Genomic DNA, 24,481 nt, shown 5'->3' on the forward strand with positions numbered 1-24,481 from the left:
GCACACACACGTGGCAACGAGCAACGACATCAAGAACGGCGCCGTCCTGAAGCTGGAGGGCCAGCTCTGGAACGTCATCGAGTTCCAGCACGTCAAGCCGGGCAAGGGCGGCGCGTTCGTCCGCACCAAGATGAAGAACATCACCACGGGCAAGGTCGTGGACAAGACCTTCAACGCCGGCGCCAAGGTCGAGTTCGCCACCGTCGACCGCTCCGACTACCAGTACCTCTACCAGGACGGCGCGGACTACGTGTTCATGGACGTCAAGGACTACGACCAGATCACCGTGCCCGGGTCCGTGGTCGGCGACGCCGCGAAGTACATGCTCGAGAACACCCAGGTGGTCATCGCCCTGCACGAGGGCACGCCGCTGTACCTCGAGATGCCGGCGTCCGTGGTCCTGGAGATCACCTACACCGAGCCGGGCCTGCAGGGGGACCGCTCGTCCGCCGGCACCAAGCCCGCCACCGTGGAGACCGGCGCCGAGATCCAGGTGCCGCTCTTCGTGGAGCAGGGCACCCGCGTCAAGGTCGACACCCGGACCGGCGACTACCTCGGCCGCGTCAATGACTGAGCGGGCCTCCGCCGGCTCCGCTGCCAAGCGGGGGACCACGGCGCGCAGCCGCTCCCGGCAGCGTGCGGTGGAGATCCTGTTCGAGGCCGAGCAGCGCGGCTCCACCGTGCTGGAGGGCATCCGCACCCGCCGCGAGAGCACCGACCTGCAGGTGAACGCCTACACCCAGCGGCTCGTGGAAGGCGTCATCGCGGACCAGGAGCGGCTCGACGAGGCCCTGAGCTCCTACTCCCGCGGCTGGTCCCTGGACCGCATGCCCGCCGTCGACCGGGCGATCCTGCGCGTGGGGGCCTGGGAGCTGCTGTTCCAGGACGACGTGCCGGACGCCGTCGCCATCTCCGAGGCCGTCGCCCTGGCCGCCCAGCTGTCCACGGACGACTCGCCCGAGTTCGTCAACGGTCTGCTCGGCCGCCTGCAGCAGGTCAAGCCGACACTGCTCGCCTGAGCCGCCGAGAGCTCCGTCACGAGGCCCGTCCCGCACCGCGTCATCCGCGCCGTGGGGCGGGCCCCGCTGGTAGAGTCGACGACGTCCCGCGCGGGGGCCCACAGGCCACCGGGGACGAACCACGCATCCTTTAAGAGCCGTCCTGTGAGGCGGGGAAGGAGGCGCCGGCATGGGAACTGATCCCGCCGCACCTCGTGCTGCCCGGACCGTGCTGTCCGCGTCCGAGATCGACCGGGCGCTGACCCGGATCGCCCACGAGATCCTCGAGTCCAACAAGGGCGCCGAGGGTCTCGTCCTGATGGGGATCCCGCGCCGCGGGGCGCCCCTGGCCCGGCGGCTCGGCGCCCTGCTGGCCCGCATCGAACCGGCCTTCGACCCCACCGCCGCCGTCGGCGAGGTGGACGTGACCCTCTACCGGGACGACCTCCGCCGCGGCACGGCCCGCACCCCGATGCCCACCCGCCTGCCCGAAGTCCCCCTCGACGGCGCCGTCGTCGTGCTCGTGGACGACGTCCTCTTCTCCGGCCGCACCGTCCGGGCCGCCCTCGACGCGATCGCCGACCTGGGCCGCCCCGCCGTCGTGCGCCTGGCCGTCCTCGTGGACCGCGGGCACCGTGAGCTCCCCGTCCGGGCCGACTTCGTCGGCAAGAACCTGCCGACCTCCACCGCCGAGCGCGTCCAGGTCCGGCTCATGGAAATCGACGGCCCCGAGGGCACCGGCGAGGTCACCGAGGACGCCGTGAGCATCGTCGACCGCGTCGCGACCAGGGAGGGCTGAGCCGTGCGCCACCTGCTGTCCACCGCCGACCTCTCCCGCGCCGACGCCCTCGCCGTCCTCGACACCGCCGAGGAGATGGCCGCCGTCAACCAGCGCGAGGTCAAGAAGCTGCCCGCCCTGCGCGGCCGCACCGTGGTGAACCTCTTCCTCGAGGACTCCACCCGCACCCGCATCTCCTTCGAGGCCGCCGCCAAGCGGCTCTCCGCGGACGTGATCAACTTCTCCGCGAAGGGATCGTCCGTCTCCAAGGGGGAGTCGCTCAAGGACACCGTCCAGACGCTCGAGGCCATCGGCGCGGACGCCATCGTGATGCGCCACTGGTCCTCGGGCGCGGCCCGCCAGCTGGCCGACTCCGGCTGGGTGCGCTCCGCCGTCGTCAACGCCGGCGACGGCACCCACGAGCACCCCACCCAGGCCCTCCTGGACGCCTTCACCCTGCGCCGGCGCCTCGCCGCGGCGACGGGAGAGGACCTGGTCGGCCGGGACCTGACCGGCATGCGCGTGGTGATCGTGGGGGACATCCTGCACTCGCGCGTGGCCCGCTCCAACGTGTGGCTGCTCAGCACGCTGGGCGCACAGGTCACCCTGGCGGCGCCGCCCACCCTGCTGCCCGTGGGCGTGGCCGCGTGGCCGTGCCAGGTCACCTACTCGCTGGACGAGGCCCTCGACGCCGGCCCCGACGCCGTCATGATGCTCCGCGTCCAGGCCGAGCGGATGGGCGGCGCCTTCTTCCCGTCCGCGGGGGAGTACACCCGGACCTGGGGGCTGACCGACGACCGCTTCGCCCGCCTCATCGCCGGCCGCGGCGCCCTGCTCGACGAGCCCGTGGTCATGCACCCCGGCCCGATGAACCGCGGCCTGGAGATCAGCCCGGCGGCGGCGGACTCGCCCCGCAACACCGCCCTCGAGCAGGTCGCCAACGGCGTGTCCGTCCGCATGGCGGTCCTGCACCTCGTCCTCAACCACGACCAGGAGGTCCGCCCGTGAGCGCCCTCAGCCCCGCCCCCCTGCTGCTGCGCAGCGCGCGCCTGACCACGGGCGAGACCGCCGACGTGCTCATCGCCGAGGGCCGGATCGCCGCCCTCGGCCCGGGTGCCGCGGCCCACGCCGCCGGCCTCGAGCCGACCCCCGAGGAGGTCGACTGCGCCGGCCTGGTGCTGCTGCCCGGGCTCGTCGACCTGCACACCCATCTGCGCCAGCCCGGCAAGGAGGATGCGGAGACGGTCGAGACCGGCACCCGCGCCGCCGCGATGGGCGGCTTCACCTCGGTCCACGCGATGGCCAACTCGACGCCGACGGCGGACACTGCCGGCGTGGTGGAGCAGGTGTGGCGGCTGGGCCGGGACGCGGGCTGGTGCGATGTGCACCCCGTGGGCGCGGTGACCGTGGGCCTGGCCGGCGAGGCCCTGGCCGACCTCGGCGCGATGGCCGACTCGCAGGCCCACGTGCGGATGTTCTCCGACGACGGCATGTGCGTCCACGACGCCGTGCTGATGCGCCGGGCGCTCGAGTACGTGAAGTCCTTCGGCGGCTTCGTGGCCCAGCACGCCCAGGAGCCGAACCTCACCGCCGGCGCCCAGATGAACGAGTCCGAGCTCTCCGGCGTCCTCGGACTGGCCGGCTGGCCCGCCGTGGCGGAGGAGGCCATCATCGCCCGTGACGTGCTGCTGGCCCAGCACGTGGACTCCCGCCTGCACGTGTGCCACGTCTCCACGGCCGGCTCCGTCGAGCTGATCCGCTGGGCCAAGGCCCAGGGCGTGGCCGTGACCGCCGAGGTCACCCCGCACCACCTGCTGCTCACCGAGGAGCTCGTCCGCTCCTACGACCCCGTGTTCAAGGTCAACCCGCCGCTGCGCCGCGAGTCCGACGTCCTGGCCCTGCGCGCCGGCCTGGCCGACGGCACCATCGACACCGTGGGCACCGACCACGCCCCGCACACCGCCGAGACCAAGCAGTGCGAGTGGACGGTCGCGGCGATGGGCATGACGGGCCTCGAGACCGCCCTGTCCGTGGTGCAGCAGGCGATGGTGGACACCGGTCTGATGGACTGGGCGGGCGTCGCCCGCGTGATGTCCACGGCGCCGGCCCGGATCGCCGGCCTGACCGATCAGGGCCAGGCCGACGAGCGCGGCGTCCCGCGCGTCGGCGCCGTGGCCAACCTCGTGCTCGTGGACCCGCAGGCCCGCCGCACCGTGGACCCCGAGCAGCACCTGACGAAGTCCCGCAACAGCCCGTACCGGGGCATGGAGCTGCCGGGGGCGGTGCGCCACACGGTCTATCGCGGCGCCCGCGTCGTCGCCGACGGCGCCCCCGCCCGGCCGTACCGCCACCCGGCCCTGACGGAGACGGGGGAGCGCGCGTGAGCATCACTCCCCTGGCCGCCGCCCTGGCGGCCCGTCCCGTCCCGCCGCGGACCCCGACGAAGGACTACGCGGACGTGTGGCTGCCGGTGACCCTGGGCACCCTGGCCGTCGTCCTCGTGCTGCTCGGCCTGCTGGCCCTCGGGTGGCGGGCCCGCCGCCGGGCGCAGGCCGGGATCCCGGCCCCGGCCCCCGTGCCGACGGCCCTCTACGACGCCGAGCCGACGCTGTCCGCCGAGGGCATGCACGTGGGCACGGTGCGCCGCGAGGACCGGCTGGACCGCGTGGCGGTGCACGGCCTGGGCCTGCGCTCGCGCGCGGTGCTCGAGGTCCACGACGCCGGCGCCCACCGCGGCCTGCTCGTGCTCCGCCCCGGGGCCGCCAACCTGTTCATCCCCGCGGACGACCTCGTCGAGGCCGGCCTGTCCGCCGGGATCGCCGGCAAGTTCGTCGAGCCGGGCGGGCTCGTCGCCTGGGGCTGGCGCCTCGGCGACGTCGAACTCACCTCCGCCTTCCGCCCCGACCGCCCCGAGGACCGTGACCGGCTCCTCGCCGCCCTGCAGACCATCATCGACCCCGCCCCGGCCGACCCGGCCGGCCGCGCAGGAGAAGGAGACCCCCGATGAGCACCCCCACCGACGACCTGGCCCTGCTCGTCCTCGAGGACGGCACCGTCCACCGGGGCCGGGCCTACGGCGCCCGCGGCCGCACCCTGGGCGAGGCCGTGTTCACCACGGGCATGACCGGCTACCAGGAGACCCTGACCGACCCGTCCTACGCGGGGCAGATCATCGTGCAGACCTCCCCGCACATCGGCAACACCGGGGTCAACGACGCCGACTGCGAGTCGCGGGCGATCTTCGCCGCCGGCTACGTGGTCCGCGACGCGGCCCGGCGTCCGTCCAACTGGCGTGCCGAGCGCACCCTCGACGAGGAGCTCGAGGCGTCCGGCGTCGTCGGGATCCGCGAGGTCGACACCCGGGCCATCACCCGCCGCCTGCGCACCGAGGGCTCGATGCGCGCGGGCGTGTTCTCCGGCGAGCACGCCGCCCGCCCGGAGGCCGAGCTGCTGGCGGAGGTGCGCGCCCAGCCGTCGATGGCCGGCGCCCGCCTCGCGGAGTCCGTCACCACGGAGCAGCCGTACGTCATCGAGCCGGCCGAGCACGGCTGGGAGGGTGAGCCGGTCGCCGAGATCGCCGCCCTCGACCTCGGCATCAAGGCCGCCACGCCGCGGCACCTGGCCTCCCGCGGCATCCGGGTGCACGTGCTGCCCGCGGGCACGGACATGGCCGGCATCCGCGCCGTGGACCCGGACGGCGTCTTCCTGTCCAACGGTCCCGGCGACCCGGCCACGGCGGACGCCCAGGTGGAGCTGCTGCGCGAGGTCCTCGATGCCGGCCTGCCGTTCTTCGGCATCTGCTTCGGCAACCAGATCTTCGGCCGCGCGCTCGGCTTCGACACCTACAAGCTGAAGTTCGGCCACCGCGGCCCGAACCAGCCGGTGCTGGACAAGGCCACGGGCCGCGTGGCCATCACCTCCCAGAACCACGGCTTCGCCGTGGACGCCCCCCTCGGCGAGCCGATCGAGGCGCCGGAGTCGCGCTTCGGCCGCGTCGAGGTCTCCCACTGGTCCCTGAACGACCAGGTCGTCGAGGGCCTGCGCCTGCTCGACCGGCCCGCCTTCTCCGTGCAGTTCCACCCCGAGTCCGCGGCCGGTCCCAACGACACCCTCGACCTGTTCGACCGCTTCGTGCAGCTGCTCACCGAGCACCGCACCGCCACCACCCCCGCCACCGAAGGAGCCTGATCCATGCCCAAGCGCACCGACCTGAAGTCCGTCCTGGTCATCGGCTCCGGCCCCATCGTGATCGGCCAGGCCGCCGAGTTCGACTACTCCGGCACCCAGGCCATCCGCGTCCTCAAGGAGGAGGGCGTCCGCGTCGTCCTCGTCAACTCCAACCCGGCCACGATCATGACCGACCCGGAGCTGGCCGACGCCACCTACGTCGAGCCCATCACCCCGGCCGTGGTCGCCAAGATCATCGAGAAGGAGCGCCCGGACGCCCTGCTGCCCACCCTGGGCGGCCAGACGGCGCTGAACACCGCCATCGCCCTCGACAAGGACGGGGTGCTCGAGCGCTTCGGCGTCGAGCTGATCGGCGCGAACATCGCGGCCATCGAGCTCGGCGAGAACCGCGAGCTGTTCAAGGGCGTCGTGGAACGCGCCGGCGGCGAGTCGGCCCGGTCCCACATCGTGCACACGATGGAGGAGGCCCTGGCCGCCGTCGAGGACCTGAAGTACCCCGTGGTGGTGCGCCCCTCGTTCACGATGGGCGGCCTCGGCTCCGGCATGGCCTACGACGAGGCCGACCTGTACCGCATCTGCGGCGCCGGCCTGCAGTACAGCCCGACCTCCGAGGTCCTGCTCGAGGAGTCCATCCTCGGCTGGAAGGAGTACGAGCTGGAGATGATGCGCGACAAGAACGACAACGTCGTCGTCGTCTGCTCCATCGAGAACGTGGACCCCGTGGGCGTGCACACCGGTGACTCCATCACCGTGGCCCCGGCCATGACGCTGACGGACCGCGAGTACCAGAAGCTGCGGGACATCTCGATCAACGTCATCCGCGAGGTCGGCGTGGACACCGGCGGCTGCAACATCCAGTTCGCGGTGAACCCCGTGGACGGGCGCGTCGTCGTCATCGAGATGAACCCGCGCGTGTCCCGCTCCTCGGCGCTGGCCTCGAAGGCCACGGGCTTCGCGATCGCCAAGATCGCCACCAAGCTGGCCCTGGGCTACACGATGGACGAGATCCCCAACGACATCACCCAGAAGACCCCGGCGTCCTTCGAGCCGGTCCTGGACTACGTGGTCGTGAAGGTCCCGCGCTTCGCGTTCGAGAAGTTCCCGGCGGCGGACCCCACGCTGACCACCACCATGAAGTCGGTCGGCGAGGCCATGGCCATCGGCCGCAACTTCACGGAGGCCCTGCAGAAGGCCCTGCGCTCGCTCGAGCAGAAGGGCTCGGAGCTCGCATTCCCGCAGGACGCCGACCCGCAGGCCCTGCTCGCGGCGGCGCGCACGGCCACCACCGACCGGCTCTCCCAGACCCAGCAGGCGCTCTACGCCGGCGCCACGATCGAGGAGGCCTTCGAGGCCACCGCGATCGACCCGTGGTTCCTGGACCAGTTCGTGCTCATCAACGAAGTCGCGGACGAGATCCGCGACGCCGAGGTCCTCGACGAGGCCCTGCTGCGTCGCGCCAAGCGGCACGGGTTCTCCGACGCCCAGATCGGCTCGCTGCGGCACATGGACGCGGCGGTGGTGCGCGGCGTGCGTCACGCCCTGGGCGTGCGCCCCGTCTACAAGACCGTGGACACCTGTGCCGCCGAGTTCGAGGCCTTCACCCCGTACCGGTACTCCAGCTACGACCTCGAGACCGAGGTCGCCCCGCACGAGGGCGAGTCGGTGATCATCCTCGGCTCGGGCCCGAACCGGATCGGCCAGGGCATCGAGTTCGACTACTCGTGCGTGCACGCCACCATGGCGCTGCGCGAGGCCGGCTACGAGACCGTGATGGTCAACTGCAACCCGGAGACCGTGTCCACGGACTACGACATCTCCGACCGCCTCTACTTCGAGCCGCTCACGCTCGAGGACGTCCTGGAGGTCATCGCGGCCGAGGAGGCCTCCGGCGGCGTGCGCGGCGTCTTCGTGCAGCTCGGCGGCCAGACCCCGCTCAAGCTGGCCCAGCAGCTCGCCGACGCCGGCGTGCCGATCCTGGGCACCTCGCCCGCGGCCATCGACCTGGCCGAGCACCGCGGCGAGTTCGCGCTCGTGCTCGAGCGCGCGGGCCTGGTGGCGCCGAAGAACGGCACGGCCGTCTCCTTCGACGACGCCAAGCGCGTGGCGGACGAGATCGGCTACCCCGTGCTCGTGCGCCCCTCTTACGTGCTCGGCGGCCGCGGCATGGAGATCGTGTACTCCGAGGAGGCGCTGGCCCACTACGTGGCGCACGCCACGGAGATCACCCCCGACCAGCCGATGCTCGTGGACCGCTTCCTCGAGGACGCGATCGAGATCGACGTCGACGCCCTCTACGACGGCACCGAGCTGTACCTCGGCGGCGTCATGGAGCACATCGAGGAGGCGGGCATCCACTCGGGTGACTCCGCGTGCGTGCTGCCCCCCGTCACCCTGGGCCCGGACGTGCTCGAGCGCGTGCACCGCGCCACCGAGCGGATCGCGGCCGGCGTCGGGGTGCGCGGCCTGATCAACATCCAGTTCGCGCTCGCCTCGGACGTGCTGTACGTGATCGAGGCGAACCCGCGCGCCTCGCGGACCGTGCCGTTCGTCTCGAAGGCCACGGGCGTCCAGCTGGCCAAGGCGGCCGCGCGGATCGGCGTCGGTGAGAGCATCGCCGATCTGCGCGCTGCCGGCATGCTGCCCACGGCGTACGACGGCGGCACCCTGCCGATCGGAGCGCCCGTGGCGGTCAAGGAGGCGGTGCTGCCGTTCACCCGCTTCCGCACCGCGGAGGGCCGCGTGGTCGACTCGCTGCTGGGCCCGGAGATGCGCTCGACGGGCGAGGTCATGGGCATCGACAAGCACTTCGACACCGCGTTCGCCAAGTCCCAGTCCGCCGCCGGCGGCCCGCTGCCCACCTCGGGGCGCGTGTTCGTGTCGGTCGCCAACCGGGACAAGCGCACCCTCGTGGGCCAGGCCAAGCGCCTCGTCGACCTCGGCTTCCAGGTGGTCTCCACCGGCGGCACCGCCGAGGTGCTGCGGCGCAACGGCATCCCCGCGGAGGTCGTGGCGAAGATCGCCGACGCCGGGCACGAGGACGGCGCGGGCACCGTGCTGGAGCAGCTGCACGCCGGCACCGTCGATCTCGTGCTGAACACGCCCTCCGGCGGCGACGCCCGCACGGACGGCTACGAGATCCGCGCGGCCGCGACGTCGCTCGGCGTGCCGGTGATCACGACCACGGCCGAGTTCGGGGCGTGCCTGCAGGCCATCGAGGCCATGCGGTCCTACGAGTGGTCCGTCACCTCACTGCAGGAGCACGACGCGCGCCTGCAGCAGGCCGTCGCCGGGCCGGAGGCCGCGGCGTGACCACGACGGCGACGGGCGGCGCGGGGCCCCGCGCCCCCTTCGGGCGGCGGCTGGCCCACGCCATGGAGGCGGCCGGTCCGCTGTGCCTCGGCGTGGACCCCCATCCGGCCCTGCTGCGGCAGTGGGGCCTGAGCGACACCCCGGCGGGCCTCGAGGCGTTCTCCCTGACCGCCCTCGAGGCGGCGGTGGGTCCCGACGGGCCCCGCGTGGCGGCGATCAAGCCCCAGGTGGCGCTGTACGAGCGCCACGGATCGGCCGGCCTGGCGGCCCTGGAGCGGCTGCTCGCGGCCGCCCGGGACACCGGGGTGCTCACGATCGCGGACGCCAAGCGCGGTGACATCGGCTCGACCATGGACGGCTACGCCGCCGCGTGGACCTCCGACGCCTCGCCCCTGGCCGCGGACGCGGTGACGCTCAGCCCGTACCTGGGGTTCGGCACCCTCGTGCCGACCATCCGCGCCGCCCACGAGGTCGGCCGCGGCGTGTTCGTCCTCGCGCTGACCTCCAATCCGGAGGGCCGCGAGGTCCAGCACGTGGGCGAGGGGTCGGCCGAGGGATCGGTCGCCCGGCGCATCGCCGCGGCCGCGGCCGCCGAGAACGCGGCCCTGCGCGGCGACGACGCGTGGGGGCCGGTGGGACTCGTCCTGGGCGCCACGGTGGCCGCCGAGGCGGACCGCCTCGGCCTGGACCTGCCGGCCCTCGGCGGGCCCCTGCTGGCCCCCGGGTTCGGTGCCCAGGGCGCCACGGCCCCGGGCATGCGGGCCGACTTCGGAACGGCCTGGCCGCAGGTCTTGGCGACCTCGTCCCGCGGCATCCTGAGCGCGGGTCCGTCGGTGGCCTCGCTGGTGGACACGATCGAGGCGAATCGCGCCGCCCTGCGGTGACGCTCGCGTCCTCCCGGCTCGCCCGTGCCGTGTGGACGGGATGGTATTTTCCCTTTCGATCGGCTGTGATCGTTGCTCTTGACCGTGGAAGGGTCACGACGGGGCCGGTGAGGAACGAGAGGCATCGAGGTCAGAGCCATGGCGTTGCGGCAGCTCAGTGTGCAGGAGCGGGCGGAGGCCCGAAGGAAGGCTCTCCAGGCCCGCCGGGCGCGGGCGGAGCTCAAGGCGGCCTTCGCCGCCGGTGAGGTCGGCCTGGCCGACATTTTCGCGCGCGCGGACGCCGACGACGCCGTCGCCCGTCTGCGGACCGTGGACCTGCTGCTGGCCCTGCCGGGCGTGGGCGAGGTCCGGGCCCAGGAGGCGATGGCGGGGTGCGGCATCTCGCCGCGGCGTCGGCTGGGCGGCCTGGGCCGTCGTCAGCGCGAGGCGCTGATCGCCTATATTGGCCGGTGACCCCCACACCCCGGCGGGTCGGCGCCGGCCCGGGTGAAGGGCCTGCGAGGCCCGTCCCACCAGGAGGATGCGTGACCGACACGTTCGACCCCGGACCCGCCCCCGCCGTCCCGGTGGCCCGCACCGCCGTCCAGGAACGCCCCCCGGGCCCGGGCGTCACCGTCCTGGCCGGCCCCACCGCCGTCGGCAAGGGCACCGTCTCGGCCTATGTCCGCGAGCACTACCCCGAGGCGTGGCTGTCCGTCTCCGCCACCACCCGCCCGGCACGCCCGGGCGAGGAGGACGGGGTGCACTACTACTTCACGACGCCGGAGGAGTTCGACTCCCTCGTCGAGGCGGACGAGATGCTGGAATGGGCCGTCGTGCACGGCGTCCACCGCTACGGCACGCGGCGCGACCGTGTGATGGAGGCTGTGGCGCAGGGCCGCCACGTCCTGCTGGAGATCGACCTGCAGGGCGCGCGCCAGGTCCGCCGCGCGCTGCCGGAGGCCACCTTCGTGTTCCTGGCGCCGCCGAGCTGGGAGGAACTCGTGTCCCGGCTGCTCGGCCGCGGCACCGAGAGCCCGGAGGAACAGCGCCGCCGGCTCGAAACGGCTAGACTGGAACTCGCCGCGGAACCCGAGTTCGACGCCGTCGTCGTGAACGACCGCGTGGAGCGGGCCGCCGAGGAACTGGTGAGACTCATGGGGCTGGACCCCGAGCGCCGTCCGACCGAGGCCTGAGGACCGGCCGCACCGACGCCGCACCCGGCGCCGACGTGACAGTGAGATGAAGACTTTGGAGACCCCGTGACCGAACAGTACGAAGGCATCGTCAACCCGCCCATCGACTCCCTGCTGGAGCGGGTCGACTCGAAGTACGCCCTGGTGCTCTTCGCCGCCAAGCGGGCCCGGCAGATCAACGCCTACTACTCGCAGCTGCACGAGGGGCTGTTCGAGTACGTCGGCCCGCTCGTGGACACCCAGCTGAACGAGAAGCCGCTGTCCATCGCCCTGCGCGAGATCGAGACCGACCTGCTCGAGTCCCACGAGGCCGTCGAGGCCACCCCGGAGGCCGACCTGGCCGCCGAGGACTTCGGCGACTTCTCCCTGCCGGGCGAGGACGACCCGTTCGCCACCCTCGAGTCGTCCGACGCCCGCCAGCCGATGGGCGATCCCGCCGCCATCGAGGAGGCCGCCGAGACGGTGCGCGCCGAGGAGGGCACCTCCGAGGACGCCCCGGAGGCCTGAGCCCGTCATGGAGATCGTCCTCGGGGTCGGCGGCGGCATCGCGGCCTACAAAGCGGCGCTGCTGCTGCGCCTCATGACCGAGGCCGGCCACGGCGTGACCGTGGTGCCCACCGCCAACGCCCTCGAGTTCGTGGGCGCGGCGACGTGGGAGGCCCTCTCCGGTCGCCCGGTCCGCACGGACACGTTCGAGGCGGTCGACGAGGTGAACCACGTCCGGCTCGGCCGGCGTGCGGACCTCGTGGTGGTCACGCCGGCCACCGCCGACCTGCTCGCGCGCACCGCCGCGGGGATGGCGCCCGACCTGCTGGGCAACGTGCTGTTGACGGCCACGTGCCCCGTCGTCCTGGCCCCCGCCATGCACACCGAGATGTGGCACCACCCCGCCACGGCCGCCAACGTCGCCCTCCTGCGCGAGCGCGGCGTCACGGTCGTGGACCCCGCCGTGGGCCGGCTCACCGGGGCCGACTCCGGCGCCGGGCGTCTGCCTGAGCCCGCCGAGATCTGGGAGCGTGCGCAGGCCGCCGCGGCCGCGGGCGCCCCGCGCCGTCTCCGGGCCTCCGGGTCCGACGCCGCGCCGACACCCGGCCCGCTGGCCGGTCGCACCGTGGTGATCACGGCCGGGGGCACCCGCGAGGCCCTGGACCCGGTCCGCTACCTGGGGAACCGCTCCTCCGGCAAGCAGGGGGCCGCCCTGGCGCGCGCCGCCCTCGAGGCCGGCGCCACCGTGCGGTTCGTCGCCGGGTCCATGTCCGTCCCGACGCCCGAGGGCGTCGAGCGTGTCGTGCCCGTGGAGTCCACGCAGGACCTGCTCGAGGCCGTGCTGGCGGAGGCCGCCGACGCCGACGTCCTCGTGATGGCGGCGGCCGTCGCGGACTTCCGGCCGGCCGAGGTCTCCGACGCCAAGATGAAGAAGGGCGACGACGGCGGCGCGCCCGTCATCGTGCTCGAGCGCACCCCGGACGTGCTCGCCACGGCCGTGCGGACCCGCTCCGAGGGCGGGCCCATGGCCCCGCTCATCGTCGGCTTCGCCGCGGAGACCGGCGACGCGACGTCCTCCGTGCTCGAGTACGGCCGGGCCAAACTGGACCGCAAGGGCTGCGAGATGCTCGTGGTCAACGAGGTCGGCACGGACAAGGTGTTCGGCCGGGACGAGACCGCCGTGACCATCCTGTTCGCCGACGGCCGCCCCGCCGTGGAGACCGTGGGCTCCAAGGACCAGGCGGCGGCCGCCGTCGTGCAGGCGATCGTGGATGACCTCGCCGGTCGCGACCCCGCCGGCGCGTCGGGCCGCTGACCTAGACTGGGTGGCATGACCGATGCCGCCTCGCTGAGCCCCGCCCGCCACGCCGACCCGTATTCGGGGGTGGGCGGCGGAGAGCTCCGCCTCTTCACCTCCGAGTCCGTCACGGCGGGCCACCCCGACAAGATCTGCGACCAGATCTCCGACGCCATCCTGGACGCGATCCTCGCCGCCGACCCGTCGGCGAAGGTGGCCGTGGAGACCCTGACCACCACCGGCCTGGTGCAGGTGGCCGGTGAGGTGAACACCTCGGCGTACGTGGAGATCCCCAAGATCGTGCGCGAGACCATCCTGGACATCGGCTACGACTCCTCGGCCAACGGCTTCGACGGCGCCCAGTGCGGCGTGAACATCTCCATCGGCCAGCAGTCCTCGGACATCTTCGCCGGCGTCTCCCGGTCCCTCGAGGCCCGCGAGTACGGCTCGGCGGACGAGGTGGACGAGCAGGGTGCGGGGGACCAGGGCATCATGTTCGGCTACGCCACGGACGAGACCCCGGCGTACATGCCCATGCCCATCTACCTCGCGCACCGGCTCTCCGAGCGGCTCACCGCGGTGCGCCGGGCGGAGAACTCGCCCATGCCGTACCTGCTGCCGGACGGCAAGACGCAGGTCACCATCGGATACGCGCCCGGCCACGTGCCCACCACGGTCGAGGCCGTGGTGGTCTCCACGCAGCACCACGAGTGGGTCACGCAGGAGCAGCTGCGGGCGGACGTGGAGGAGCACGTGATCCGGCCCGTCATCGAGCGCTCCGGCCTCGACACCTCCGGCATGCGGATCATCATCAACCCGGGCGGCAAGTTCGTCATCGGCGGGCCCGTGGGCGACGCCGGCCTCACCGGGCGCAAGATCATCGTGGACACCTACGGCGGCATGGCCCGGCACGGCGGCGGCGCCTTCTCCGGCAAGGACCCGTCCAAGGTGGACCGCTCCGCCGCCTACATGCTCCGCTGGGTCGCGAAGAACGTGGTGGCCGCCGGCCTCGCCTCGCGCGCCGAGTTCCAGGTGGCCTACGCGATCGGCTCGGCCCGGCCCGTGGGCCTGTACGTCGACACCTTCGGGACGGCCACGGTGCCGGAGGAGAAGATCATCGAGGCCGTGAACGCGGTGTTCGACCTGCGTCCGGCCGCCATCGTGAAGGAGCTGAACCTCCTGCGGCCCATCTACCGGCGGACCGCCGCGAACGGCCACTTCGGCCGGGACGACGCCGACTTCACGTGGGAGCGCACGGACCGCGTCGAGCAGCTGCGCGCCGCGGCCGGCCTCTGACCCGGAGGCGGGCATCACGGACGCGCTGTTCGCCCTCCCGGAGCCGGAGGACGCGCCCCGACTGCCGGAGCGGGCCGAGGGGTGGCCGGAGCGGCCGATCGCACGCGTCCTGCTGGACTCGCCCGTGCCGCACCTGGACCGCGAGTTCGACTATCTCGTGCCCGTGGCCCTGGACGCCCGGGCGGTCCCCGGCTCCCGCGTGTCCGTCCGCTTCGGCGGACGGGCCATGACGGGCTGGCTCGTCTCGCGGGAGCAGGAGCCGGCCACCGGCGCCCAGCTCACCGAGCTCACCGGCGTGCTCACCGTCATCCCGCCGCTGACGGAGGAGGTCCTGGCGACCGCTCGCGCGGTGGCCCGCCGCCAGGCCGGCGTCGTCACGGACGTGCTGCGGGCCGCGGTGCCCCCACGCGTGGCGCAGGTCGAGAAGGCCGCCCTGGCGGAGGACGCGGAGGCCGCGGCGGACCACCCCGTGACGCTGACCGGCACGGGCGCCGAGCGCCCGGAGCCTCCCGCGGCGGAGGAGGGCCTCGTGCCCACGGTGTGGGAGTCCCTCGAGGGGGGCACCGCGTTCGTGTCCGCGGTGCTGGCCGGGGACGCCGCGCGGGCGGCCGCCGTCGTGCCCTCGCGCCTGTTCGAATGGGACGAGGCGGCCGCGCTGGCCGCTCTGGCGCGCACGGTGGCCGCCTCGGGCGGCGGCGTCCTGCTGCTCGTGCCCGACCACCGCGACCTCGACCGGCTCTGTGCCGCCCTCGACGAGCACGTGGGCGAGGACGCCTACGCGCGGATCGGCTCCGAGGACGGCAACACGCCGCGGTACCGCGCCCACCTGGCCGCGCTGCGCGGCACCCGGCGCATCGTGGCCGGCACCCGGGCCGCCGTGTGGTCGCCCGTACGCGACCTGCGGCTGGTGGTGCTCTGGGACGACGGCGACGACGCGTGGGCTGAACCCCGTGCGCCCTACTTCCATGCCCGAGAGGTGGTGCTGGAGCGGGCCCGCGCGACCGGCGCGGCGCTGCTCTTCGCCGGGCCCTCCCGGTCCGTCCCGGTGCAACGGCTCGTGGAGTCCGGCTGGCTGCTGCACCTGGGACCCTCCCGTGCGGCCCAGCGGGAGCTCGGGCCGCGGGTGGTCTCCACCGCCGACGCCTGGGAGACGGCGCGCGACCCGTTCGCGCAGCGGGCCCGGCTGCCGCAGGCCGCCTGGGCCGCCGCCCGCGCCGCGCTGCTCGGGCCCCGGCCGGGCCCGGTGCTCGTGCAGGTGGCCCGGGCCGGCTTCATCCCCGCCCTCGTGTGCGAGCGGTGCCGCACGCCCGCCCGCTGCCGCGTCTGTGCGGGGCCGCTGGGCTTCCGCGACGCGCGGGCCGCCCGGCACGGGGAGGTGGCCTGCCGGTGGTGCGGCACCCGGGAGCGCGGCTTCCGGTGCACCGAGTGCGGCGGCACGACGCTGCGGGCCGGCGCCCGCGGCGTGGATCGCACGGCCGAGGAGCTGGGCCGGGCGTTCCCGCGCGTGCCCGTGCACGCCTCCTCGGCGCAGCACATGCTCGGCTCGGTGCCGCCCGGGCCCTCCCTGGTGGTGGCGACCGTGGGGGCCGAGCCGGTGACGCCCGACGGCTACGCGGCCGCCCTGCTGCTCGACGGGGACAGCCAGCTCCAGCGCGAGGGCCTCGACGTGCCGGGCCGGGTGCTCGCCCGCTGGCTCGCGGCCGCCTGCCTGGTCCGGCCCGCCTCCGCCGGGGGCGTCGTGGTGGTCACCGCGGACGCGGGGGAGGCGGTGAACGCGCTCGTCCGCCGGGACCCCGACGGCTTCGCCGCGCGCCAGGTTGCCGAGCGGCGCGAGCTGCACCTGCCTCCCGCCGGCCGCCTCGCAGAGGTCACGGGGGAGGCCGCCGCCGTCGCGGAGTACCTCGAGCTCGTGGAGGCCGCCCGCCGGGAACGGCCGGACGAGGACGTCCACGAGGATCCGCACTCGGCCCCGCTCGACGGCGGCCCGGCGCGGCTGCCCTGGATCGGGCCGGTGCCGGACCCCGCCGACGAGACCCGCTCCCGCGCCCTGCTGATCTTCCCGTACGCGGCGGCCGAGGCCACCGTCGGCGCCCTGCGCGCTGCCCGGTCCGCGGCGAGCGCCCGGCGCGAGACCGCCCCGGTGCGGGTGCGGCTCGACCCGGCCGGGGTGCTCTGAGGAGCGCGTCAGCGGCCGGCGCGGCGGAGCCAGTCGCGGATCAGCGCCGCACAGGCGGCCGGCCGCTCGTAGTGCAACAGGTGCCCGACGCCGTCGAGGACGTGCAGCTCCGCCGTGCCGCCCGCGTCATCGATCGCCGCGGCGAGCGCCTCCTGTGCCGGCACCGAGCCCAGCGGATCCTCCCGCCCCGCGACCAGCAGCACCGGCAGGGTGAGGCGGGCGGCGACGTCGGCCACGCAGCCCGTGCTCGAGGCGCGGTACGCCTCGGAGAGCATGCGCGCGGAGGCGAAGCCCGAGAAGTGGCGCCGGTGCTGGTCATGGGTGTACGCAAGGACATCCCTGTCCCTGGTGCGGGTCATGGCGAGCGTGGTCACCCACACGACCGGCGGCGCGCCCAGCAGCAGCCGCGCCGGGCGCTCGGGCAGGCGGGCGGCGACCTCGTAGTACCCCTCGGCGACGGCGGCCAGCACCCGGCTCGTCACGGACGCGGACGCCTGCAGCGCGGGTTCGGCGATGGGGTTGAGCAGGGCCAGCCGTCCCCATCGGGACGGGTCCCGGGCGACCAGCTCGGCCGCCACCGTCGTCCCGTAGGAGTGCGCGACCAGCACGGGGGTCGTCGGCAGACCCAGGGCGGCGACGGCGGCGGCCACCGCGTCCGCGTGATGGGCGACGGTGTGCTCGGCGCGGGGGAAGGGCTCCGAGGCCCCGAAGCCGGGCAGCTCGATCGAGTGGATCGGATGCTCCGGGAGCGCGTCGGACAGCAGGGCGAGGCCGTGGTGGTCCCCGCGGAAGCCGTGCACGAACACCAGCGGGGCCGCGGCCGCGGCCCCCTCGGGTGCCCCGGGCGATCCCGGCGCGGCCTCCGGAACGGGGTCGTACTCCCAGACGGCCACGGACGACGGGGTCCCGCTGACGGGATCCGGGACGGCCAGGGTGCGCCGGCGGGGCGTCCGGGCGCGGTGGCCCGTCAGCACGCGGGGATCGGCGGGCGCCGCGGGCGGCCGCAGCAGATCGCGCAGGCGGACGGGCGGGCCCAGGGCGGCGGGCGGCGTCGGGACAGGCACGTCCCCACCCTAGCCAGGCCGTCGGCCGCCGCGGCGGTGCGCCCCCGCTAGGGTCGAGGGCATGAGCGCAGCCGAGCACGTCGTCGCCGTCGACCAGGGCACCACCTCGACCCGCGTGGCGGTCTTCGACGCCGCGGGCACGGTGCGCGGAGCCGCCCAGCGCGAGCACGCGCAGCACTTCCCCGCGCCGGGCTGGGTCGAGCACGACCCCGTGGAGATCTGGGAGGCCGTGCGTGAGCTCATCTCGCTCGCGCTCACCCGGGCGCGCGTGGGCGCGGGCGACGTGGCCGCCGTCGGCATCACGAACCAGCGTGAGACCGTGGTCGCCTGGGACGCGGCGACCGGCCGCCCCGTCCACCGGGCGATCGTCTGGCAGGACACCCGGACCGCCGACGCCGTGGCACGCCTGGTCGCCGCGGGCCACGAGCCCGCCGCCCGCGAGCGCACCGGGCTGCCGCTGACCGCGTACTTCTCCGCCTCGAAGATCCGCTGGCTGCTGGACGAGGTGCCGGAGGCCCGCGAGCTCAGCCGGTCCGGCCGGCTGCGGGTGGGCACCATGGACGCCTGGCTGGTCTGGAACCTCACCGGCGCGACCGGCGGCGGCGAACACGTCACCGACGTCACCAACGCCTCCCGCACGCTGCTGATGGATCTGGACGCGGGGACGTGGTCCGCCGAGATGCTCGGCCTCTTCGGGTTCGACGAGGAGCAGTGGGCGGCGATGGCCCCGCAGATCCGCCCCTCCATCGGTCGCCTGGGCGACCTGGCCGCCGGCGAGGGGCTCGCGGGCGTGCCGGTCGCGGGCGTGCTGGGGGACCAGCAGGCGGCTTCGTTCGGCCAGGCGCTCTTCCGTCCCGGGGACACCAAGAACACGTACGGCACCGGCTGCTTCCTGCTCCAGCACACCGGCACCGCACGCCCGACGTCGGAGCACGGCCTGATCGCGACCGCGGCGTACCAGCGGGAGGGCGGCCCGCTGCACTACGCGCTGGAGGGCTCGGTGGCCGTGGCCGGTTCGCTCGTCCAGTGGCTGCGGGACGGGCTCGGGCTGATCTCGACCTCGGCCGAGGTGGAGGTGGCCGCCGCGTCCGTGCCCGACAACGGCGGCGTCGTGATCGTCCCCGCCTTCTCCGGCCTCTACGCGCCCCACTGGCGGGCCGACGCCCGCGGCGTGATCGCCGGACTCACCGGCCACGCCACCCGCGGCCACGTGGCCCGCGCCGCACTGGAGGCCACGGCCTACCAGAGCCGCGACCTCCTCGAGGCGCTCGCCGCGGACACCGGCCGACGCGTCGAAACGCTGCGCGTGGACGGCGGCATGACGGTGAACGACGCCCTGCTCCAGTTCCAGGCGGACATCCTCGGGGTGCCCGTGGTCCGGCCCGGCGTCACCGAGACCACGGTCCAGGGGGCGGCCTGGGCCGCGGGCCTGGCCGTGGGGGTGTGGGACGACCTCGACACCCTGGCCGGGCTGTGGCGCGAGGACCGCCGGTGGGAGCCGGCCATGGAGGCGGGGGAGCGCGATCGCCTGCTCGCGCGGTGGTCCCACGCCGTCGAGGCCTCCCTGGGGTGGGCCTGAGGCCACGCTGTCCGGAACCCGTCGTCTCCCGGTTCTGGCCACGACGGCGCGCGCGTGCCTACCGTACTCCGGCCCGTCCCCCAGCCCCGGGGCCCGGACGGGCGCGCCCCGTCCCCCACGAAAGGTCCGTGCGTGCAGCACCCCGTCGCCCTCAGATCCCTGAAGATCGCCCTCGCCTTCGTCGGCCTCCTGGTCGGCGCCGGCTTCGCCACCGGCGCCGAAGTCATCCAGTACTTCGTCGGCTTCGGCTGGATCGGCATCGTGGGCGCGGGCCTGGCCGGCCTGCTCGTCACCGCCGGCGGCGCCGTCATCCTGCAGCTGGGCAGCGTGTTCCTCGCGGCCGACCACAAGGTCGTCTTCCGCAGCGTCTCGCACCCCGTGATGGCCCGCATCCTGGACGTCGTGGTGACGGTGACGCTCTTCGCGATCGGCGTCGTCATGCTCGCCGGAGCGGGCTCGACGCTGGCCCAGCAGTTCGGCTGGCCGACGTGGGCGGGCTCCACCCTGATGACCCTGCTCGTGGTCGTGACGGGCATGCTGGACGTGGAGAAGGTCTCCGCGATCATCTCCCTGATCACGCCCCTGGTGATCGTCGCGGTCGTGGCCGGGTTCGTCCACGTCCTGGTCACCCGCGACGGCGGCTTCACCGCCCACGAGTCCCTCGCCGTCCAGGCCACCACGCCGGTGGACCCGTGGTGGCTGTCCTCGGTCAACTACTTCGGCCTCGTCGTCGTGATGGCCGTGTCCATGTGCCTCGTGATCGGCGGGTCCATCACCCACCCCCGTGAGGCGTTCCTCGGCGGCCTCACCGGCGGCCTGATGTACACCGTCCTGCTCCTGATGGCCTCGATGCTGCTCTACCTCGGCTACGCCGAGATCGGCCGCGCCGACGTCCCCATGCTGCAGCTGTTCGCCTCGATCGCGCCCTGGCTGGGCTGGGCGATGGTCGTGGTGATCTACCTGATGATCTACAACACCGCGATCGGCATGTTCTACGCGCTGGGACGCCGCCTCACGGCCGACCATCCGGGCCGCTACCGCCCCGTGTTCGCCGGTGTCACGCTGCTGGCCTTCGCGGTGAGCTTCGTCGGCTTCGGCGACCTGATGAACGTCGTCTACCCGGCGCTGGGCCACCTGGGCATCGTGCTCGCGCTCGTGCTCCTCGTCTGGTGGCTCACCCACCGCCGGCAGATCTCCGCCGAGTCGGGGCTGCGTCTGCGCCTGCTCGCGCTGCTCCGCCTGCGTGAGCATCCGGAGAAGACCTTCACGGCCCAGCACGCCGTGCAGCTGCAGGAGGCGGTCGGGGACTCCGTGGCGGCCCCGGGCGCGGTGACGGAGGCCCTCGAGGACGAGGTCGCCCAGGTGCTGGAGGAGGACGACGCGGTCACCTCCGACGAGGTGCGCCCCGGTCCCGACGCCGGGCCCGAGCGTCCGGCAGGCGGCAGCCACTCCGCCTGAACGCGCCTCACCGGCCGGGCACGGCGTCTCGGAGCGGCCCTGCGGCCGAGCCGGGGCGCCGTCGCCGTAGGATGGGGTGGCCGGCCGTGCCGCCGGCCCCGTCCGCGCCGCCCGAGGGCCGGCGCCCCATCCCGACTGCGTGAGGATTCGAACCGCCGTGAGCCAGACCCCCGACAGCGCCGTGCCGGCCACCCCCAGCATCCCCGCCGACGCGGAGTACTCGTTCCGCGACGTGGAGGCCCGCTGGGCCGGGTACTGGGAGCAGGCCGGGACGTTCGCCCCGCGCGAGGACGGCTCCGAGACCCGCACCGTGGTCGACATGTTCCCCTACCCGTCGGGCGACCTGCACATGGGGCACGCCGAGGCGTTCGCGATGGGCGACGTCGTCGCGCGCCACTGGATGCAGCGCGGCTTCGACGTGCTGCACCCCATCGGCTGGGACTCCTTCGGCCTGCCGGCCGAGAACGCCGCCATCAAGCGCGACGCCCACCCGGCCGAGTGGACCTACGCGAACATCGAGACGCAGAAGCGCTCCTTCCAGCGGTACGGCATCGCCGTGGACTGGTCCCGTGAGCTGCACACCTCGGACCCCGAGTACTACCGGTGGACCCAGTGGCTGTTCCAGCAGCTGTACCGCAAGGGCCTGGCGTACCGGAAGGACTCCCCGGTCAACTGGTGCCCCCAGGACCAGACGGTGCTCGCCAACGAGCAGGTCGTGGACGGCCGCTGCGAGCGATGCGGCACCGAGGTCACCAAGCGGACCCTGAACCAGTGGTACTTCCGCATCACCGAGTACGCGGACGCCCTGCTGGACGACATGGACCAGCTCACCGGCCACTGGCCCGAGCGCGTGCTCGCCATGCAGCGCAACTGGATCGGCCGCTCCGAGGGCGCCCACGTCGACTTCCAGGTCGAGGACGGCCCCGTCGTCACGGTCTTCACCACCCGGCCGGACACGCTGCACGGCGCGACCTTCATGGTGGTCGCGGCCGACGCCCCGCTGGCCGCCGAGCTCGCCGGCGACGACGTGCGGGCCGAACTCGAGGCGTACCGCGAGGACCTGAAGAAGGTCTCGGACATCGACCGCCAGGCCACGGACCGCCCGAAGAGCGGCGTGTTCCTGGGCCGCCACGCCGTGAACCCGCTGACCGGTGAGCGCCTGCCGATCTGGGCCTCGGACTATGTGCTGGCCGACTACGGCACGGGCGCCATCATGGCCGTGCCGGCCCACGATCAGCGCGACCTCGACTTCGCCCGCGCCATGGGCCTGCCCGTGCGCACCGTGCTGGACACCGGCGAGGAGGACCCAGCGGTCTCCGGCGTCGCGACGACCGGCGAGGGCATCCTGGTGAACTCCGGCGAGCTCGACGGCCTGGACAAGACCGCGGCCATCGCGCGGGCCATCGAAATCGTGCAGGAGCGCGGCACCGGCCGGGGCACCACCACGTACCGCCTGCGCGACTGGCTGCTCTCCCGTCAGCGCTTCTGGGGCACCCCGATCCCCGTGGTCCACTGCCCGGACTGCGGCGAGGTGCTCGTGCCCGAGGACCAGCTGCCGGTCACCCTGCCGACCGACCTCAAGGGCGAGCAGCTCGCCCCGAAGGGCCAGTCGCCCCTGGCCGCGGCGACGTCGTGGGTCGAGGTGGACTGCCCGCAGTGCGGCGGCCCCGCGCGACGGGACACCGACACCATGGACACGTTCGTGGACTCGTCCTGGTACATCCTCCGCTATGCGTCCCCGAACGACGACGCCCGCGTCTTCGACCCCGACGCCCTGCGTCGCTGGCTGCCCGTGGACCAGTACGTGGGCGGCGTGGAGCACGCGATCCTGCACCTGCTGTACGCCCGCTTCTTCACCAAGGCCCTGCACGACCTCGGCCTGGTGCCCTTCACCGAGCCGTTCCGCGCCCTGCTCAACCAGGGCCAGGTGCTCAACGGCGGCAAGGCCATGTCCAAGTCGCTGGGCAACGGCGTGGACCTGGGCGACCAGCTGGACGAGTTCGGCGTCGACGCCGTGCGCCTGACCATGGTGTTCGCCTCGCCGCCCGAGGACGACGTGGACTGGGCCGACGTCGCCCCGGGGGCGGCCGGCAAGTTCCTGGCCCGCGCGTGGCGCCTGGCCCGTGACGTCCGCGCGACGGGCGCCCCGGCCGGCACGGACCCGGCGGACGGGGCCGTGGCCCTGCGCCGGGTGACCCACCGGACCGTGCACGAGGCCCAGCAGCTGCTGGACGACGGCAAGTTCAACGTGGTCGTCGCCAAGACGATGGAGCTGGTCAACGCGGCCCGCAAGGAGATCGACGCGGGCGCCGGCGCGGCCGACCCCGCCGTCCGCGAGGCCGCCGAGGCCGTGGCCGTGCTGCTCTCCCTCGTGGCGCCGTACACGGCCGAGGACATGTGGGTCCTGCTGGGCCACGAGCCCTCCGTGGTCCGCGCCGGCTGGCCCGCGGTGGACGAGGCGCTGCTGGTCGAGGACACCGTCACGGCCGTCGTCCAGGTCAAGGGCAAGGTCCGCGACACCCTCGAGGTGCCCGCGGACATCACCGCCGAGGACCTCGAGGCGCGCGCCCGCGCGTCGCAGAAGGTGCGGAACTTCATCGGGGACGCCGAGATCGTCAAGGTGATCGTGCGCGAGCCCAAGCTCGTGAACCTGGTGATCCGCTGACCGCGTGAGACCGGCCCCGACCGGGCCGGGGGAGAGGAGGCAGGCCGTGGCGAGCATCGAGCAGTGGCGCGACGATGCGCTCGTCCGCCTGCGCTCCCGCCGCTCCCAGCTGGCCGGGCGGGCACGCTACGGGTTGCGCCCGCCCCGCCGGGACCGCACGGCCGTCGTCACGGACTCGGCCGCGGCCCTGCCCGGTGCCGTCCTCGGACATGGTCTGGCTGCCGGGATCCGCCAGGTGGCGCTGCCCGTCATGGTGGGCGAGCAGATCCACACGGAGGGCACGGACGAGCTCGCGCTGGAGCTGCCGCTGGCCCTGGCCGCCGGCACCCCGGTGCGCACCTCCCGGCCCTCGCCGGGCGCGTTCCGGACGGCCTACGCCGAGCTGGCCCGCGCCGGCTACGCACGCATCCTCTCCGTCCACCTCTCCGGCGAGCTCTCCGGCACCGTGGAGGCCGCGCGCGTGGCCGCCGCGGACGCCGAGCGCCCGGTGACCGTGGTGGACTCGCGCACCGTGGGCTTCGCGCTGGGCATGGCCGTGGTGGACGCCGCCGTGGACGCGGGGGTGGGCATGCCCGTGGCCCGCATCCGCGAGCGGCTCGAGGCCACCGTGGACTCCAGCCATGTGCTGTTCACGGTGCCCAGCCTCGAGCAGCTGCGCCGGGGCGGGCGGATCAGCGGGCTCGCCTCGCTGCTGGGCACGCTGCTGCAGGTGCGCCCCGTCATGGCTGTCGACGACGGCGCGATCGGCCTGGTCGACCGCCCGCGGTCCGCGGCCCGGGCCGTCGACCGGCTCGCGGAGCTCGCGACCGAGCGGGCCGGTGAGGACCCGGTGCGGATCGCCGTGCACGAGTACGGCGACCCCGAGACGGCCGCGCAGCTCGCGGAGCGGCTCCAGCCGATCTCCACCACGCCCGTGCCCGTCGTCGAGCTGCCCGCCGTGCTCGCCGCGCACCTGGGACTGGGCGCGCTGGGTGTGGTGATCTGCCCGCTGGAATCGCCCACGGGGGGCTCGGGGGACTGAGGCCTCCCGTGCAGGCGAGCCGAGGAGACGGGCGCGTCCGTTCCTGCACACCGCCCCGGACCGCGGTGGTGATCCCCAGGCCGGGTGCGGGACGCGCCCGACTCGGC

Annotated in this window: 20 protein-coding genes; 19 read left to right on the top strand and 1 reads right to left on the bottom strand. The window is 74.2% G+C overall.

Annotated elements, in window-relative coordinates; genetic code table 11:
* Positions 1-10 precede the first annotated feature (10 nt).
* The 15 genes from efp to ACUXPL_RS08330 all read left to right on the top strand — a co-directional run bounded on the left by efp (position 11) and on the right by ACUXPL_RS08330 (position 16,587).
* Positions 11-574, top strand: a complete 564-nt coding sequence (gene efp / locus ACUXPL_RS08260; protein WP_180535667.1) for an elongation factor P — start codon at positions 11-13, stop codon at positions 572-574.
* Entirely contained in the window at positions 567-1,019 is a 453-nt protein-coding gene (gene nusB / locus ACUXPL_RS08265) for a transcription antitermination factor NusB (RefSeq protein ID WP_049145306.1), read from the top strand. The genes efp and nusB overlap by 8 nt, the downstream gene beginning before the upstream one ends.
* Before the next feature lie 169 nt (positions 1,020-1,188).
* Positions 1,189-1,797 (top strand): bifunctional pyr operon transcriptional regulator/uracil phosphoribosyltransferase PyrR, encoded by a 609-nt coding sequence (gene pyrR, locus ACUXPL_RS08270; RefSeq protein ID WP_454183154.1) that lies wholly within the window; start codon positions 1,189-1,191, stop codon positions 1,795-1,797.
* Positions 1,798-1,800: 3 nt separating this feature from the next.
* The gene (locus ACUXPL_RS08275; protein ID WP_454183156.1) at positions 1,801-2,784 is read left to right on the top strand and encodes an aspartate carbamoyltransferase catalytic subunit; all 984 of its coding nucleotides are present in this window, start codon (positions 1,801-1,803) and stop codon (positions 2,782-2,784) included.
* Positions 2,781-4,160 (top strand): dihydroorotase, encoded by a 1,380-nt coding sequence (locus ACUXPL_RS08280; RefSeq protein ID WP_454183158.1) that lies wholly within the window; start codon positions 2,781-2,783, stop codon positions 4,158-4,160. The genes ACUXPL_RS08275 and ACUXPL_RS08280 overlap by 4 nt, the downstream gene beginning before the upstream one ends.
* A complete protein-coding gene (locus tag ACUXPL_RS08285) occupies positions 4,157-4,783 on the top strand; it encodes a PH-like domain-containing protein (protein WP_454183160.1) in 627 nt (208 codons plus the stop codon). The genes ACUXPL_RS08280 and ACUXPL_RS08285 overlap by 4 nt, the downstream gene beginning before the upstream one ends.
* Positions 4,780-5,964 carry a glutamine-hydrolyzing carbamoyl-phosphate synthase small subunit gene (gene carA / locus ACUXPL_RS08290; RefSeq protein WP_454183162.1) on the top strand — a complete coding sequence of 395 codons (1,185 nt, stop codon included), beginning with the start codon at positions 4,780-4,782 and terminating at the stop codon, positions 5,962-5,964. The genes ACUXPL_RS08285 and carA overlap by 4 nt, the downstream gene beginning before the upstream one ends.
* A 3-nt stretch (positions 5,965-5,967) precedes the next feature.
* Entirely contained in the window at positions 5,968-9,273 is a 3,306-nt protein-coding gene (carB, locus tag ACUXPL_RS08295; RefSeq protein WP_454183164.1) for a carbamoyl-phosphate synthase large subunit, read from the top strand.
* Complete coding sequence (gene pyrF, locus ACUXPL_RS08300; RefSeq protein ID WP_454183166.1) at positions 9,270-10,157, top strand: orotidine-5'-phosphate decarboxylase; 888 nt, start codon at positions 9,270-9,272, stop codon at positions 10,155-10,157. Before carB ends, pyrF begins: the two co-directional genes overlap by 4 nt.
* A gap of 138 nt (positions 10,158-10,295) precedes the next feature.
* Positions 10,296-10,610: an integration host factor, actinobacterial type gene (gene mihF / locus ACUXPL_RS08305; RefSeq protein WP_454183168.1), complete on the top strand. Its 315-nt coding sequence runs from the start codon at positions 10,296-10,298 to the stop codon at positions 10,608-10,610.
* Positions 10,611-10,681: 71 nt separating this feature from the next.
* On the top strand, positions 10,682-11,332 hold the full coding sequence (gene gmk, locus ACUXPL_RS08310) for a guanylate kinase (RefSeq protein ID WP_010078602.1): 651 nt from the start codon (positions 10,682-10,684) through the stop codon (positions 11,330-11,332).
* Between the two features lie 66 nt (positions 11,333-11,398).
* Entirely contained in the window at positions 11,399-11,839 is a 441-nt protein-coding gene (gene rpoZ / locus ACUXPL_RS08315) for a DNA-directed RNA polymerase subunit omega (RefSeq protein WP_180535657.1), read from the top strand.
* 7 nt (positions 11,840-11,846) lie between these two features.
* Positions 11,847-13,133 (top strand): bifunctional phosphopantothenoylcysteine decarboxylase/phosphopantothenate--cysteine ligase CoaBC, encoded by a 1,287-nt coding sequence (coaBC, locus tag ACUXPL_RS08320; RefSeq protein ID WP_454183170.1) that lies wholly within the window; start codon positions 11,847-11,849, stop codon positions 13,131-13,133.
* Between the two features lie 15 nt (positions 13,134-13,148).
* Complete coding sequence (gene metK / locus ACUXPL_RS08325; protein ID WP_454183172.1) at positions 13,149-14,411, top strand: methionine adenosyltransferase; 1,263 nt, start codon at positions 13,149-13,151, stop codon at positions 14,409-14,411.
* Between the two features lie 112 nt (positions 14,412-14,523).
* A complete protein-coding gene (locus ACUXPL_RS08330; protein ID WP_454183373.1) occupies positions 14,524-16,587 on the top strand; it encodes a primosomal protein N' family DNA-binding protein in 2,064 nt (687 codons plus the stop codon).
* Between the two features lie 8 nt (positions 16,588-16,595).
* Here ACUXPL_RS08330 and ACUXPL_RS08335 read toward each other — a convergent pair whose 3' ends face one another.
* A complete protein-coding gene (locus tag ACUXPL_RS08335) occupies positions 16,596-17,651 on the bottom strand; it encodes an alpha/beta fold hydrolase (protein ID WP_454183173.1) in 1,056 nt (351 codons plus the stop codon).
* 61 nt (positions 17,652-17,712) lie between these two features.
* Here ACUXPL_RS08335 and glpK point away from each other — a divergent pair, with 61 nt between their 5' ends.
* From glpK to ACUXPL_RS08355, 4 genes are all read left to right on the top strand, one after another.
* Positions 17,713-19,230 carry a glycerol kinase GlpK gene (gene glpK, locus ACUXPL_RS08340; RefSeq protein WP_454183175.1) on the top strand — a complete coding sequence of 506 codons (1,518 nt, stop codon included), beginning with the start codon at positions 17,713-17,715 and terminating at the stop codon, positions 19,228-19,230.
* A 132-nt stretch (positions 19,231-19,362) separates the two neighbouring features.
* Entirely contained in the window at positions 19,363-20,688 is a 1,326-nt protein-coding gene (locus tag ACUXPL_RS08345) for a YkvI family membrane protein (RefSeq protein ID WP_180535652.1), read from the top strand.
* A 157-nt stretch (positions 20,689-20,845) separates the two neighbouring features.
* The gene (leuS, locus tag ACUXPL_RS08350; protein WP_454183177.1) at positions 20,846-23,353 is read left to right on the top strand and encodes a leucine--tRNA ligase; all 2,508 of its coding nucleotides are present in this window, start codon (positions 20,846-20,848) and stop codon (positions 23,351-23,353) included.
* A 46-nt stretch (positions 23,354-23,399) separates the two neighbouring features.
* Complete coding sequence (locus tag ACUXPL_RS08355; RefSeq protein WP_454183179.1) at positions 23,400-24,374, top strand: DegV family protein; 975 nt, start codon at positions 23,400-23,402, stop codon at positions 24,372-24,374.
* The last annotated feature ends 107 nt before the right edge of the window (positions 24,375-24,481 follow it).

The sequence above is a fragment of the Micrococcus sp. 140720015-1 genome (assembly GCF_053627595.1).